We start from the raw sequence: 13,608 nt of genomic DNA on the forward strand, positions 1-13,608 counted from the left end.
CTGTTAAAATAAAAAGAGCAAATCAACGATTTTTGTCAGGAAGAATGTGGGTGAATAGGTTGTCATTAAATTATTTCGATATTATGGCTCTCGATTGCCTTTGCAAAATAAATGGAGAACGTTCGGGAAGCGCTGTTTTTCACCTATTCAAAGGCAAAAGATCGTCACAAACCATTCAAGATGCCGGCTTATTTCAGCTTGCAAAATACTTTGGAATGGCAGCACAATGTTCAAGAAGCGATATTTCAGCGTCGCTCAAAAAGCTTGAACAGCATTCATATCTCAATCCGACGTCTGAAACAGATACGTACAAAGTAACAGCCAGCGGCAGAGCCGCTTTGAAGCATGCTTTCAGTGAGCGGCCTTGGCCCGTCCATTGTCACGGCGCTTATTATCAGCAGGCTGCCGGCGTGCTCTGGAAAAGGCTTTCACTGCTTGTGCAGGTCTTATCTCATAAACTGCGGGGGAGCCGGCAGTATTTCCCTGTTACAAAGGATCATAAAACACTTCACTGGGTAAAGAAGTACCTGTCCCGGCATTCGGATCATATAGAGATGGCAAGGAGCCTTTTTGTCATGCTGGAGTCCCATTTGTATAAGATTGATGACAAAGCAGCGCAAATTTTTGTCTACTCCTTAACCTCGCATGACAGGATCGGTTATACGAGCAGGCAGCTTGCTGATACGCTGAAAGATGATGAGTGGTATGTGTACATCATGTTTTGGGCTTCGGTCCATTATTTTATTCAATCTCTCCCGGAGTGTGAAGATGCTTTGTTAAAGGATCTCCTCTCTGATGTGCATGTAGATAATGCCCTCACAGAGTCAACGAGGAAAACTTGGCAGATGATTAAACGAGGGATTCCGATACATCGAATTGCTGAAATCAGAAAGCTGAAAACAGCGACGATCGAAGACCATATTGTTGAGATTTCTCTCCATGAGCCTGCGTTTATGATTAACGACTATGTATCAGCGGAAGAGCAGCTCCAAATCGCAGAGTTTGCCAAACGGATGAGAACGAACAAAATCAAACAAATTCGCGACGGGCTGGAGCAGCAGTTCAGCTACTTTCAAATCAGACTGGCATTGACAAAGCAGGTGCAGCAATATGACTAAATTACAGCAAACGTTACACCGGTTTTTTGGTTTTACTTCCTTTAAAAAGGGACAGGAAGACATTATTAGAAGTATACTCAGCGGGAAGGATACCATTGCGATGCTCCCGACTGGGGGAGGAAAATCGCTTTGCTACCAGCTGCCTGGCTATATGCTTGACGGGATGGTATTAATCGTTTCTCCATTGCTTTCTTTAATGGAAGATCAGGTACAGCAGCTGAAAGCACGGGGAGAAAAGCGTGCGGCGGCGTTGAACAGCATGCTTAGCAGGCAGGAAAGACAATTTGTTTTGGAGCATATTCATCGCTATAAATTTTTATACTTGTCCCCTGAGGCTTTGCAGTCGCCATATGTATTGGAAAAATTGAAAAGTGTCCCCATCAGCTTATTTGTTATTGATGAAGCGCATTGTATATCAGAATGGGGGCATGATTTCAGACCTGACTATTCAAAGCTCGGACAGCTGAGAAAAAAACTTGGGCACCCGCCGATTCTTGCATTGACCGCTACAGCTACAAAAGATACGCTGCTAGATGTCATGAACTTGCTGGAACTGCAGCACGCCGAACGGCATCTCAACTCAGTCAACCGCCCAAACATCGCACTTCGTGTTGAAACTGCGGCGGATACGTCCGAAAAAATAGATAGGGTTATTCAGCTGGTTGAAAACCTGCAAGGGCCGGGAATTGTTTATTGTCCGACACGGAAATGGGCTGAGGAATTAGCAGGTGAAATTAAAAGCAAAACGAGCAGCAGAGCTGACTTTTATCATGGCGGTATGGAGTCTGGCGACAGGATTTTAATTCAGCAGCAGTTTATTCATAACCAGCTTGATGTCATATGCTGTACGAATGCGTTTGGAATGGGTGTCGACAAACCTGATATCAGATATGTGATTCATTTTTACCTCCCGCAGACGGCTGAAGCATTTATGCAGGAAATTGGCAGAGCAGGCCGCGACGGAAAACCAAGCGTTAGTATTTTGCTTCGGGCGCCGGGAGATTTTGAATTGCAGGAGCAGATTATTCAAATGGAGAGTGTCACAGCTGAAGACATGGCCAATGTGATCCGTGTGCTTGAAAAGACAGATGAGCGGGATGAGAGAAGGCTGCGTGACGTAGTAATGCAGTATGGTGTCGGAGAGACACAAGCCCGTATGATGATTCACCTCTTTATGCAGGGAAAAACCTCCATTGAACTGATGAAGCAGGAGATTTCATATCGAATGGATCTGAAGATGGAAAAAATGCGCCGCGTATCTTTTCTGCTTCAGCGTGACGGCTGTTTAAGGGAATCACTGCTAAGCTATTTTGATGAATCATACGAGCCTGATGGCGGAAATCAGCCATGCTGTTCACAATGCGGTTTTGAACTGTCCTTGTATGAACAAAAAGGAGAACGGAGTAAAATGGCGCCACTAGACAGCTGGAGTTCGGAATTGCACCGCATATTCAGCATGCAGACTGTAGGTGAGCTGAACTGAAACAGCAAAAGGATTTCATTCAGCATATGTCTGACCGTGATATGCTGACGCAGTTATACTTGACGCAGTTTATCGTCATCATCGTAGCAGCTGGAGCGGGATTGTTCTTTTTTGAGGGTGTAAGAGACGTACTAAAGCTCTGGGATATTCGCGATATGCGAATCATATGGTATGGTGTTTCTCTTTCGGTTATTGTTATTTTAGCTGATCTGGCAGTGATGAAATGGTGCCCGCCTCATTTATATAATGACGGCGGAATTAATAAAAAAATATTCAGTAAGAGGTCAATCCCTCATATTATATTTTTAACGCTTCTGATTGCTTTCGCGGAAGAAATGTTATTCAGGGGAGTGCTGCAGACACATATCGGTTTATGGGCGGCCAGCCTAATATTTGCCGTTCTTCATTTTCGGTATTTGTCAAAATGGCTGTTGTTTATCATGGTGACAGCAATCAGCTTTTTGCTCGGTCTGATATATGAATGGACCGGTAATTTATTTGTTCCGGTGACGGCGCATTTTATCATTGATGCCGTGTTTGCCTGTCAGATTCGTTTTGAACATGTGAGGAGGGATATACATGACGAACATGTCAAGAGTAGAGAGAAGAAAAGCCCAAAATCTTTATGAAGATCAAAACGCTGCATCGGCGGAAGATTATTTCGATGATGATGGAGAAAGCCTTCCGACGAGACAATCTGTGAAAAATCAAAGAGAACAGAAAAAAAAGCAAGGCAAAACAAAAACGCCATTATTCACTGTCCTGGCTGTATTATTTGTATTTGTGCCGGTTATTGTTTTAGTCACCTTGTTTTATCTAAAAAGCCACCCGGATAATCATGATGATTATGAAGATGTGTTTTATGACAGCAGCCAAAGCAAATATGAGATTTTGCCCAAATCAGAGGACAAAAAAGATACAGCAGACACGGACAAAAACACCAAAGAGACCGCATTGCAAAAAGAGTCAAAAAAAAAGTCTGAAGATGCTAAGGCAAAAGGGCCTGCAAACACTACAACTGATAAGAAACAGCCTGCTGTAGCGGAAAAAGAAGACTCAGTAAATCAGGAGGAAGCAGCCGCCGCGGCTGCTTCCTCTTCCCAAGAACAGCAGCCGGCTGAGCCGGTTCAACCTGAGCCGAAACGCGTTGTCAAACACACTGTGCAAAAGAAAGAAACATTGTATCGCATTTCTATGAAATATTATAAAAGCCGAGTGGGGGAGGAAAAAATCCGCGCGTATAATCATTTGAATGGGAATGATGTTTACACCGGACAAGTTTTGGACATCCCCTTAATGGATGAGTAGGGCATTTTTTTTATTTTACGCTCATATATTGTAGCAATGAAATGGACAAGGTGTGAAGCGTATGGAATCCCTATGGAATCAGCTGGATCGGTTTACAGATGCGCCGACCAAACAGATGCTGCAAGCGCTGGTGAAACGAAAACAAAAATTTGAAAATTATGCGGCGCAATGCCGCAGGTGGCGATGGACTTCCCTCATTTGTTTGGGCTTATTTTGTCTTATGATCATGATCAAAAGCCCGGCGCCTCGGCTCGTTCTTCAAGAGATGCTGAGCCATACCTTTTATTTATTTTGGATGATGGCAACCGCTTTTGCATACTGCACTTCATATTATTTTAAGAAAAAGGAAGAAAAAGCTGAGGGTGATTTCCATAAACTGAGATGTGAAATTATTCAGAAAAGCACTGATCTTTGGCCGCAGCCGGATAAATGGAAGGCGAGAGAGTCTGTTTTTCACATGATGAAGCACAAATATGACATCAATCTATATTTTGAAAGTAAATAAATTCGGACGTTTTCTCAAACGATAGAAACGTCTTTTTTTATTGTCCGTCTTATTGATAAGTTCTAAAAAAAGAATGGAGAGTTTTTATGAAGCTATCAGTGAAAATTGCCGGTGTGCTGACTGTTGCGGCAGCGGCAATGACGGCAAAAATGTATTCAACTGCAAAAGGCAACCATTTAAAAACACATACGTTTCCTTTATCAAAAATGAAGGGCAAGCCGCCTCTTACCATTTTTTTTATTTCGGACATTCACAAACGTCTTATCGATCAAGACCTTTTGGAAAAAGCGAGAAGCCAAGCCCCTCACTTGGTTATCATCGGCGGTGATTTAGCTGAGGGCGGAGTGCCCAGTGCGAGAATCGAGGAAAACATCAAAAGGCTCGCTGATTTCGGGGTTCCAGTTGTATTTGTGTGGGGGAATAATGACTATGAAGTCAGGCAGCGTAAGCTTTATTCCATATTTAAAGCGCACGGCGTCATCTCTTTAAGGAATGAGTCAGTTCCGTTTTCGTACAACGGAAATACGGTTTCAATCGCTGGGGTTGATGATATCAGAATGGAGATGGATCATTATGAGGAAGCCATTAAAGAACTCGACAAAAGCCAGCTGAATATTCTGGTTTGCCATAACCCTGAGATTCACGAACAAATCGATGAAGCTGACGGCATTGATGCGATATTCAGCGGACACACCCACGGCGGTCAGATCAGGTTTGGGAAAATTGGTCCGTATGAACTTGGGAAAACAGGCATTGTTAAAAATGCAGCGTATCTCATCAGCAATGGATATGGCACGACAAAAGTGCCTCTTCGTTTAGGCGCTGAACCGGAAACACATATTGTGACTCTTTGCGCGCCAGAGTAACTTTTCAAAAGCAAAAATCCATAAGGCAATAAAAATTGCATTGTGCTTGTCTTACTTGTGAAGTCAGTGTAAACTGATAACAATTAAGAACCTATGACTCATCATCTCATATAATGTGTTATATGATTTGTGTGCAAGTAGAGGCAGGAGGGAACGTTATGCGGCTTGAGCGTCTGAATTATAATAAGATCAAAATCTTTTTAACCCTCGATGATTTGACAGACCGAGGATTGACAAAAGAAGACCTCTGGAAGGACTCATTTAAAGTCCACCAGTTATTTAAAGATATGATGAATGAAGCGAACACAGAGCTCGGCTTTGAAGCGAATGGACCGATTGCAGTGGAAGTGTATTCTCTCCAAGCACAAGGGATGGTTGTGATCGTAACAAAGAATCAAGACGCCGATTCAGAAGAAGATGAGTATGATGATGATTACATCGAAATGCAAGTCAAGCTTGATGAAAGTGCGGACATCATTTATCAATTCCATTCCTTTGAAGATATCATTCAGCTTTCAGAAAGCTTACAGCGAATCGGTATCACTGGGGGAACTGTCTACCACTATAACGGACAGTACTTTTTAAGCCTTGAAGACCTGGGGTCACATACGGCTGAGGGAGTTGTGGCGGTTCTGGCTGAATACGGCAATCCGACAACTTTAACGATTTATCGCTTGCAAGAGTATGGTAAGCTCATTATGGACGGTAATGCCGTTGAGACGATACAGACTCATTTTTCATAAGGATGCAACGGAAAACTGCTGATTTCACAGCAGTTTTTTTTCGTTAAAAAACATGGAAAAACATAGCGTTTATTCTATGCACAGATCATATGAAGGTGTATACTATTCTCTGAAAGGGAGCATGTGAGAAACAGAAGATTCTAGGAGGTTAACTCAAATGGCAGCCGATCGAAACACCGGTCATACAGAAGAGGACAAACTTGATGTATTAAAATCAACCCAAACCGTGATACATAAGGCTCTGGAAAAATTGGGATATCCAGAAGAAGTGTACGAATTGTTAAAGGAGCCAATGAGATTATTAACGGTAAAAATACCTGTTCGTATGGACGACGGTTCAGTAAAGATTTTTACAGGTTATCGTGCGCAGCACAATGACTCTGTCGGTCCGACGAAAGGCGGGATCCGTTTTCACCCGAACGTAACAGAAAAAGAGGTGAAGGCGCTTTCTATTTGGATGAGTTTAAAATGCGGCATAATTGATCTTCCATATGGCGGTGGTAAAGGCGGAATTGTTTGTGATCCAAGGGATATGTCGTTTAGAGAGCTGGAGCGTCTGAGCAGAGGATATGTCAGAGCAATCAGCCAAATTGTCGGCCCGACGAAAGACGTGCCGGCGCCGGATGTATTTACAAACTCACAAATCATGGCATGGATGATGGATGAGTATTCAAGAATTGATGAATTTAATTCGCCTGGATTTATTACAGGAAAACCGCTCGTGCTTGGCGGTTCTCACGGAAGAGAATCTGCGACGGCAAAAGGTGTCACTATCTGTATTAAAGAAGCGGCTAAGAAAAAAGGCATCGATATTCATGGTGCGCGTGTCGTAGTCCAAGGCTTTGGAAACGCGGGAAGCTATTTGGCGAAATTTATGCATGATGCGGGAGCGAAGGTTGTCGGCATCTCGGATGCGTATGGCGGACTTTATGATCCGGAAGGCCTCGATATCGATTACTTACTTGACCGCCGCGACAGCTTCGGTACTGTAACAAAGCTTTTCAACGATACCATTACGAACCAAGAGCTATTGGAACTGGATTGTGATATCCTTGTTCCAGCTGCGATTGAAAATCAAATTACAGAAGAAAATGCCCATAATATACGAGCTAAAATTGTCGTTGAAGCGGCAAACGGCCCAACAACGCTTGAAGGAACGAAAATTCTTTCAGATCGGGACATTTTACTTGTTCCAGACGTTCTGGCAAGTGCCGGCGGCGTAACAGTTTCATATTTTGAATGGGTTCAGAATAACCAAGGCTTCTATTGGAGTGAAGAAGAAGTAGAAGAAAAATTGGAAAAAATGATGGTCAAATCATTTAACAACATTTATGAGATGGCTAACAACCGAAGAATTGACATGAGACTCGCTGCTTATATGGTCGGCGTTCGCAAAATGGCTGAAGCTTCGCGTTTTAGAGGCTGGATATAAGTTGATGATTTGCATAAAAATAAAAAATCTCCTATGATAAAATAGGAGATTTTTTTATTCGGAAATAGAAAAATATGAATTGAAATGCCAATCGCAGGAGTTGACGGAAATGATTCAAGAAAAAGCAATAATTATAGGCGGAGGGCCTTGCGGACTATCTGCTGCCATTCACTTAAAACAAATTGGCATTGATGCCCTCGTCATCGAAAAAGGAAATGTCGTTAACAGCATTTACAATTATCCGACGCATCAAACCTTTTTCAGCTCAAGTGAAAAGCTTGAAATCGGAGACGTGGCATTTATTACGGAAAACAGAAAGCCTGTCAGAATTCAGGCGTTGTCGTATTACCGGGAAGTCGTCAAACGGAAAAACATCCGTGTAAATGCGTTTGAAATGGTGCGAAAAGTGACAAAGACGGAAAACAATACATTTGTTATAGAGACATCAAAAGGGACTTATACGGCGCCTTATTGCATTATTGCCACAGGCTACTATGATCATCCAAACTATATGAACGTACCCGGTGAGAATTTGCCGAAAGTATTTCATTATTTTAAAGAAGGCCACCCGTATTTTGATAAAGATGTCGCAGTCATCGGCGGGAAAAATTCAAGCGTAGACGCTGCACTTGAACTCGTGAAATCTGGCGCGCGCGTCACAGTTTTATACAGGGGCAATGAGTATTCGTCAAGCATTAAGCCGTGGATTTTGCCTGAATTTGAATCGCTCGTCAGAAATGGTACAATCCGTATGGAGTTTGGTGCCTGTGTCGAAAAAATCACCGAAGACGAAGTTGTCTTCCGCTCCGGTGAGAAGGAACTCATTACGATTAAAAATGATTTTGTATTTGCCATGACTGGCTATCATCCCGACCATCAATTTCTTGAAAAAATGGGTGTTGAAATTGATAAAGAAACAGGACGTCCATTTTTCAATGAAGAAACGATGGAAACAAACGTTGAAGGTATTTTTATTGCCGGGGTCATTGCTGCAGGGAACAACGCAAATGAAATATTTATTGAAAACGGCAGATTTCACGGGGGACATATCGCTGCAGAAATCGCAAAAAGAGAAAAACAGTAGAGATGGGGGAGCATATGATGAATTCGTATGCTCTTTTTGTTTTTTTATTTCAGACAGATGTAAAATTGTAAGCAACATGGTAGGATAGACTTAGGAATATAAAGGAAAGAGGTTGCCTGATGTTTGCAATCATCTCTGCAGGAATTGCTCCCGGCATCGCGCTGTTAAGTTACTTTTATTTAAAAGATCAGTATGATAATGAACCTGTACATATGGTGCTTCGGTCGTTTTTTCTAGGGGTTGTTCTTGTATTTCCCATCATGTTTATCCAATACGTGCTTGAAAAAGAGAATGTGGGAGGCGGAAGCTTTTTCGTTTCTTTTCTATCTTCAGGATTTTTGGAGGAATCACTAAAATGGTTTATTCTGATGGTCAGTGTATACCCGCACGCCCACTTTGATGAGCATTATGATGGGATTGTATACGGGGCAAGTGTTTCGCTCGGTTTTGCAACCCTCGAAAATATTCTTTACTTAATTGGCCACGGTGTGGAGCATGCGTTTGTCAGGGCGCTCCTGCCTGTTTCATGCCATGCCTTAATAGGCGTTATTATGGGATTTTACCTTGGGAAAGCCCGTTTTTCCGCTGAGAAGGCGCGTGTGAAGTGGCTTATTCTTTCTTTAGCTGTCCCGTCTCTGTTGCATGGATCGTATGATTTTATCCTGATGGCACTGAGTAATTGGATTTATTATATGTTTCCATTTATGTTATTTTTATGGTGGTTTGGTTTGCGCAAAGCGAAAAAAGCCCGTTCCGTCAATATGATGCAAGTATAGAAGCCGCACAGAAACCGTGCGGCTTTTTTTGTGCTGTTTTATCAATAGTGATTTTGTGTTTTGAGGGATAACAAGGAAAGTGTGTATAAAAATAACCTCGTGACAGAAAATACGATTACACTTAAAAAATTTGCTGTAGGAGGCTTGAAAAGATGAAGTCCAAAGGATCGATTATGGCATGTTTCATCCTTTTTTCCTTTATAATAACGACGTTTATCAATACTGAAACCATCTCTGCCTTTTCGAATCAGGTCATTCAAAGAGGGGCAACGGGAGACGATGTGGTCGAGCTCCAGGCGCGTCTTCAATACAATGGATATTATAACGGAAAAATTGACGGGGTTTATGGATGGGGAACGTACTGGGCAGTTCGAAATTTTCAGGATCAATTCGGGCTAAAAGAGATTGACGGCCTTGTTGGGGCTAAAACAAAGCAAACCTTAATATGTAAATCTAAATATTATCGTGAATATGTTATGGAACAACTCAATAAAGGAAACACATTCACGCATTACGGGAAAATTCCGCTCAAGTATCAGACGAAACCATCAAAAGCAGCAACACAAAAAGCAAGGCAGCAAGCAGAAGCGCGTCAGAAACAGCCAGCGGAAAAAATAGCGCAGCAGCCTAAAGCGAATCAACAGCAAAACAATAAACAGCAAAACAATCAAAAACAAAACAATCAACAGCAAAACAATACACCTGCAAAAACAAGAAAGCAGGATGCGGTCGCTGCTAACATGCCTGGCGGATTTTCCAACAACGATATCAGGCTGCTTTCACAAGCGGTTTATGGCGAAGCGCGAGGCGAGCCGTATGAAGGGCAGGTCGCCATTGCAGCAGTCATTTTGAACCGAATGAACAGCCCGTTATTTCCGAATTCTGTGGCGGGGGTTATTTTTGAGCCGCTTGCCTTCACAGCAGTAGCAGACGGGCAAATTTACATGCAGCCGAATGCAACGGCCAGAAAAGCAGTGCTGGATGCGATCAATGGCTGGGATCCATCAGAGGAAGCGCTGTACTACTTTAACCCGGATACGGCTACAAGTCCGTGGATTTGGGGGCGCCCGCAGATTAAAAGAATTGGTAAACACATTTTCTGTGAGTAGCAGAAATAATGAGAAAGCATAAAAAGAGGTGTGATAAATGATCAGAGGAATTTTAATTGCCGTGCTTGGTATTGCAATTGTCGGTACAGGCTACTGGGGATACAAAGAACACCAGGAAAAAGACGCAGTTCTTCTTCATGCTGAAAATAACTATCAGCGGGCGTTTCATGAGCTTACCTTTCAGATGGATCAGCTTCATGACAAAATTGGAACAACACTTGCAATGAACAGCCAAAAATCACTGTCGCCTGCATTGATCGATGTGTGGAGGCTTACATCTGAAGCACATAACAGTGTCAGTCAGCTTCCGCTAACATTAATGCCGTTTAATAAAACGGAAGAGCTATTATCAAAGATCGGCGATTTCAGCTATAAAACATCTGTCAGAGACTTGGACCAAAAGCCGCTTGATCAAAAAGAATATACATCACTGAATAAGCTATATCAGCAGTCCGAAGATATCCAAAATGAATTGCGTCATGTTCAGCACCTTGTCATGAGCAAAAACCTTCGATGGATGGACGTAGAGATGGCGCTGGCTTCTGACGAAAAACAAAGTGATAATACAATTATCAACAGCTTTAAAACGGTCGAAAAAAATGTCGGTGCATTCTCCACCGGAACTGATCTAGGCCCAAGCTTCACCAGCACGAAAAAAGAAGAAAAGGGCTTCAGCCACCTGAAAGGAAAACAAATTTCCGAACAAGAAGCAAAACAAATTGCTGAGCGCTTTGCCCCAGATGATAATTATTCAATTAAAGTGGTAAAGAGCGGAAAAAAAACAAATCGTGACGTATACAGCATCAGCATGAAAGACCCAGACCATAACGCAGCGATTTATATGGATATTACGAAAAAGGGCGGGCATCCGGTATATTTAATTCAAAACAGAGAAGTGAAAGATCAGAAAATCAGTCTGAATGACGGATCGAACCGCGCACTTGCCTTTTTAAAGAAAAACGGTTTTGAAACAGATGATTTGGAAATTGATGAAAGTGCCCAATATGATAAAATCGGCGTATTTTCATATGTTCCTGTTGAAAACAAAATCCGGATGTACCCGGAGGCAATCCGCATGAAAGTGGCCTTGGATGACGGTGAGGTTGTCGGCTTTTCAGCAAGAGACTTCCTAACATCCCACAGAAAAAGAGATATATCTAAGCCGGCTATTACAGAAGCGCAAGCGAAATCTAAATTAAATAAAAATGTACAAGTGAGAGAAACAAGGCTCGCTTTGATTACAAATGAACTTGGCCAAGAAGTGCTGTGCTATGAGATGCTCGGAACAATTGAAAATGATACATTTAGAATGTATATAAATGCTAATGATGGTTCGGAGGAAAAGGTTGAAAAACTAAAAAACGCCGAACCTGTATATAAAGACCTATAAAAACAGGAGGAAAGGACTAAATGTCTTTTCCTTTTTTTCATTACGTGCTTTAATAAAAAAGTGAGTATTTGAATACGAAAGAGTGAAGTCAATGATAGAAATTGGAGAAAATGTAATTTTAGAATATATAGAAGAAAATGAATTGAAAAAAGCAAAGAGCAAGGCAGTCAGCGTCGAAAACGATGAGCTTTTGATCGCGTATCCTGTCGATATTGTTACAGGACGAACGGTGATTTTACATAACGATATGGAAGTAACAGTGGAGTTTGTGGGCAAAGACGAAGTTCCTTACCGCTTTACAAGCCGTATAAAAGGCAAAGTGAAGGGCAAACTTCAAATGATTTGTCTAGAAGTGCCTCCCCGTGAAAAAATGAAACGAATCCAGCGCCGCCAGTATGTAAGAACTGATGCAGTATTGGATGTTCATATTCAGCCGGCAAATACAAAAGAGTTTCGCACGCTTTCCTATAATATCAGCGCAGGCGGCATCGCCGTGATTTTAGCTGAAGGCCAGTCTTTTCAATCCGGTGAATCATTGCGTCTCATCATCAATCTTTCTGCTGAAGAGGAACGCACACGCGAAATAGAAACAGAATCGGTTGTCAGACGAATCTTTGACGACCCCAAATCAGGAAAACGTAAAATGACGCTAGAGTATACGGCGATCTCAGCAAGTGACCAGCAGTTTTTGCTTCAATATTGCATCCGGCGCCAATTAAATAAGAGAAGAAAGGCCCGGATGGAATAAACATCGGCAAACACTTCCATACTATTTATGATGGAGGTGCTCCGATGAAAACATTTGAACGGCTGCTTGTTAAAATATTATTCATTCAGGCCATCATTTTACTTGGTGTCCAGGTTCTTTTTCACTATCAGCATATTGAACCTTATGTATCAAAAGTGATTCAATATGAAGGGGTGGATAAAATGGAAGAGAGCAACAGGATTGAAACCTTCAAACATTAATTATTCATCAATTTTTCACCCTTTTTCATAAAGTTCATGATACAATCCATAGAGGAGAAAAGAGCAAGGAGAGGAATTATGGAAAAGAAATTATCGATTGCAATCGACGGCCCGGCAGCTGCGGGGAAAAGCACCGTTGCTAAAATTGTGGCTGAGAAAAAATCGTACATATATATTGATACGGGAGCAATGTATCGGGCAATCACGTACGCAGCCTTACAAGAAACCGTTGATCTGACAAATGAAGAAAAACTGGCTGAACTGCTTAAGCGGACAAACATTGAACTGATTACAACAAAAGAAGGACAAAAAGTGCTCGTTAACGGTGCTGATGTGACTGAAGCGATCAGAACAGATGAAGTCAGCAACCAAGTTTCAATTGCGGCCAAGCACAGAAGCGTCAGAGAAGAAATGGTGAAACGCCAGCAGCAGCTTGGGGAAAAAGGCGGTGTCGTCATGGACGGGCGTGACATCGGAACTCACGTGCTTCCGAATGCAGAAGTGAAGATTTTTCTTTTGGCATCTGTTGAAGAGAGAGCGAAACGCCGTTATGAAGAAAACGTCAAAAAAGGCTACGACGTCAACTATGAAACATTGATCGAGGAAATTGCAAGAAGAGACAAGCTTGATTCAGAACGAGAAGTATCACCGCTTCGTAAAGCAGAAGATGCTCTTGAGATCGACACGACGTCCCTTTCCATTCAAGAGGTGGCTGATAAAATCCTCGAGGCAGTGGAGCAAAAGTCCCGCTGATTAGACGAATGCCACTTTTTTTGAATTTTTCAACGAAGAAAGAATGTTATTGCTTGACAAACCTGTCCTTTT

15 protein-coding genes are annotated in these 13,608 nt (G+C 42.2%); all 15 read left to right on the forward strand.

Annotated elements, in window-relative coordinates:
- Positions 1-59 precede the first annotated feature (59 nt).
- The 15 genes from V756_RS0114105 (at position 60) to cmk (ending at position 13,536) form a co-directional block, all read left to right on the forward strand.
- Positions 60-1,118, forward strand: coding sequence for a YpbB family protein (locus tag V756_RS0114105; RefSeq protein WP_024715218.1), 1,059 nt, complete (start codon positions 60-62; stop codon positions 1,116-1,118).
- Positions 1,111-2,601, forward strand: a complete 1,491-nt coding sequence (locus V756_RS0114110) for a RecQ family ATP-dependent DNA helicase (protein ID WP_024715219.1) — start codon at positions 1,111-1,113, stop codon at positions 2,599-2,601. The genes V756_RS0114105 and V756_RS0114110 overlap by 8 nt, the downstream gene beginning before the upstream one ends.
- Positions 2,602-2,627: 26 nt before the next feature.
- Positions 2,628-3,230 (forward strand): CPBP family intramembrane glutamic endopeptidase, encoded by a 603-nt coding sequence (locus V756_RS0114115; RefSeq protein ID WP_024715220.1) that lies wholly within the window; start codon positions 2,628-2,630, stop codon positions 3,228-3,230.
- Positions 3,181-3,909: a LysM peptidoglycan-binding domain-containing protein gene (locus V756_RS0114120; protein ID WP_024715221.1), complete on the forward strand. Its 729-nt coding sequence runs from the start codon at positions 3,181-3,183 to the stop codon at positions 3,907-3,909. The genes V756_RS0114115 and V756_RS0114120 overlap by 50 nt, the downstream gene beginning before the upstream one ends.
- 61 nt (positions 3,910-3,970) lie before the next feature.
- Positions 3,971-4,414, forward strand: a complete 444-nt coding sequence (locus V756_RS0114125; protein WP_024715222.1) for a YpbF family protein — start codon at positions 3,971-3,973, stop codon at positions 4,412-4,414.
- An 86-nt stretch (positions 4,415-4,500) separates the two neighbouring features.
- The gene (locus V756_RS0114130) at positions 4,501-5,280 is read left to right on the forward strand and encodes a metallophosphoesterase (protein ID WP_024715223.1); all 780 of its coding nucleotides are present in this window, start codon (positions 4,501-4,503) and stop codon (positions 5,278-5,280) included.
- A gap of 158 nt (positions 5,281-5,438) precedes the next feature.
- Positions 5,439-6,023, forward strand: a complete 585-nt coding sequence (locus V756_RS0114135) for a genetic competence negative regulator (protein WP_024715224.1) — start codon at positions 5,439-5,441, stop codon at positions 6,021-6,023.
- Positions 6,024-6,180: 157 nt separating this feature from the next.
- Entirely contained in the window at positions 6,181-7,455 is a 1,275-nt protein-coding gene (gene gudB, locus V756_RS0114140) for an NAD-specific glutamate dehydrogenase (RefSeq protein ID WP_024715225.1), read from the forward strand.
- Positions 7,456-7,564: 109 nt separating this feature from the next.
- Positions 7,565-8,539 carry a YpdA family putative bacillithiol disulfide reductase gene (locus V756_RS0114145; RefSeq protein WP_024715226.1) on the forward strand — a complete coding sequence of 325 codons (975 nt, stop codon included), beginning with the start codon at positions 7,565-7,567 and terminating at the stop codon, positions 8,537-8,539.
- Between the two features lie 119 nt (positions 8,540-8,658).
- Positions 8,659-9,315: a glutamic-type intramembrane protease PrsW gene (gene prsW, locus V756_RS0114150; protein WP_024715227.1), complete on the forward strand. Its 657-nt coding sequence runs from the start codon at positions 8,659-8,661 to the stop codon at positions 9,313-9,315.
- Between the two features lie 152 nt (positions 9,316-9,467).
- Positions 9,468-10,424 carry a spore cortex-lytic enzyme gene (gene sleB, locus V756_RS0114155; RefSeq protein WP_024715228.1) on the forward strand — a complete coding sequence of 319 codons (957 nt, stop codon included), beginning with the start codon at positions 9,468-9,470 and terminating at the stop codon, positions 10,422-10,424.
- A 37-nt stretch (positions 10,425-10,461) separates the two neighbouring features.
- On the forward strand, positions 10,462-11,814 hold the full coding sequence (gene ypeB, locus V756_RS0114160) for a germination protein YpeB (protein WP_024715229.1): 1,353 nt from the start codon (positions 10,462-10,464) through the stop codon (positions 11,812-11,814).
- A 91-nt stretch (positions 11,815-11,905) separates the two neighbouring features.
- Complete coding sequence (gene dgrA / locus V756_RS0114165) at positions 11,906-12,562, forward strand: cyclic di-GMP receptor DgrA (RefSeq protein ID WP_024715230.1); 657 nt, start codon at positions 11,906-11,908, stop codon at positions 12,560-12,562.
- A gap of 44 nt (positions 12,563-12,606) precedes the next feature.
- On the forward strand, positions 12,607-12,783 hold the full coding sequence (locus V756_RS01000000122425; protein ID WP_032682111.1) for a YpfB family protein: 177 nt from the start codon (positions 12,607-12,609) through the stop codon (positions 12,781-12,783).
- Positions 12,784-12,861: 78 nt separating this feature from the next.
- Positions 12,862-13,536, forward strand: coding sequence for a (d)CMP kinase (cmk, locus tag V756_RS0114175; RefSeq protein ID WP_024715231.1), 675 nt, complete (start codon positions 12,862-12,864; stop codon positions 13,534-13,536).
- Positions 13,537-13,608 lie beyond the last annotated feature (72 nt).

This window comes from Bacillus tequilensis KCTC 13622 (assembly GCF_000507145.1).
GTDB classification, from domain to species: Bacteria; Bacillota; Bacilli; order Bacillales; family Bacillaceae; genus Bacillus; species Bacillus tequilensis.

Bases quoted from the DNA above. Each gene is read 5' to 3' on its own strand.
- V756_RS0114110 (WP_024715219.1), top strand. From the start codon at position 1,111: ATGACTAAATTACAGCAAACGTTACACCGGTTTTTTGGTTTTACTTCC.
- V756_RS0114115 (WP_024715220.1), top strand. From the start codon at position 2,628: ATGTCTGACCGTGATATGCTGACGCAGTTATACTTGACGCAGTTTATC.
- V756_RS0114120 (WP_024715221.1), top strand. From the start codon at position 3,181: ATGACGAACATGTCAAGAGTAGAGAGAAGAAAAGCCCAAAATCTTTAT.
- V756_RS0114125 (WP_024715222.1), top strand. From the start codon at position 3,971: ATGGAATCCCTATGGAATCAGCTGGATCGGTTTACAGATGCGCCGACC.
- V756_RS0114130 (WP_024715223.1), top strand. From the start codon at position 4,501: ATGAAGCTATCAGTGAAAATTGCCGGTGTGCTGACTGTTGCGGCAGCG.
- V756_RS0114135 (WP_024715224.1), top strand. From the start codon at position 5,439: ATGCGGCTTGAGCGTCTGAATTATAATAAGATCAAAATCTTTTTAACC.
- gudB (WP_024715225.1), top strand. From the start codon at position 6,181: ATGGCAGCCGATCGAAACACCGGTCATACAGAAGAGGACAAACTTGAT.
- V756_RS0114145 (WP_024715226.1), top strand. From the start codon at position 7,565: ATGATTCAAGAAAAAGCAATAATTATAGGCGGAGGGCCTTGCGGACTA.
- prsW (WP_024715227.1), top strand. From the start codon at position 8,659: ATGTTTGCAATCATCTCTGCAGGAATTGCTCCCGGCATCGCGCTGTTA.
- sleB (WP_024715228.1), top strand. From the start codon at position 9,468: ATGAAGTCCAAAGGATCGATTATGGCATGTTTCATCCTTTTTTCCTTT.
- ypeB (WP_024715229.1), top strand. From the start codon at position 10,462: ATGATCAGAGGAATTTTAATTGCCGTGCTTGGTATTGCAATTGTCGGT.
- dgrA (WP_024715230.1), top strand. From the start codon at position 11,906: ATGATAGAAATTGGAGAAAATGTAATTTTAGAATATATAGAAGAAAAT.
- V756_RS01000000122425 (WP_032682111.1), top strand. From the start codon at position 12,607: ATGAAAACATTTGAACGGCTGCTTGTTAAAATATTATTCATTCAGGCC.
- cmk (WP_024715231.1), top strand. From the start codon at position 12,862: ATGGAAAAGAAATTATCGATTGCAATCGACGGCCCGGCAGCTGCGGGG.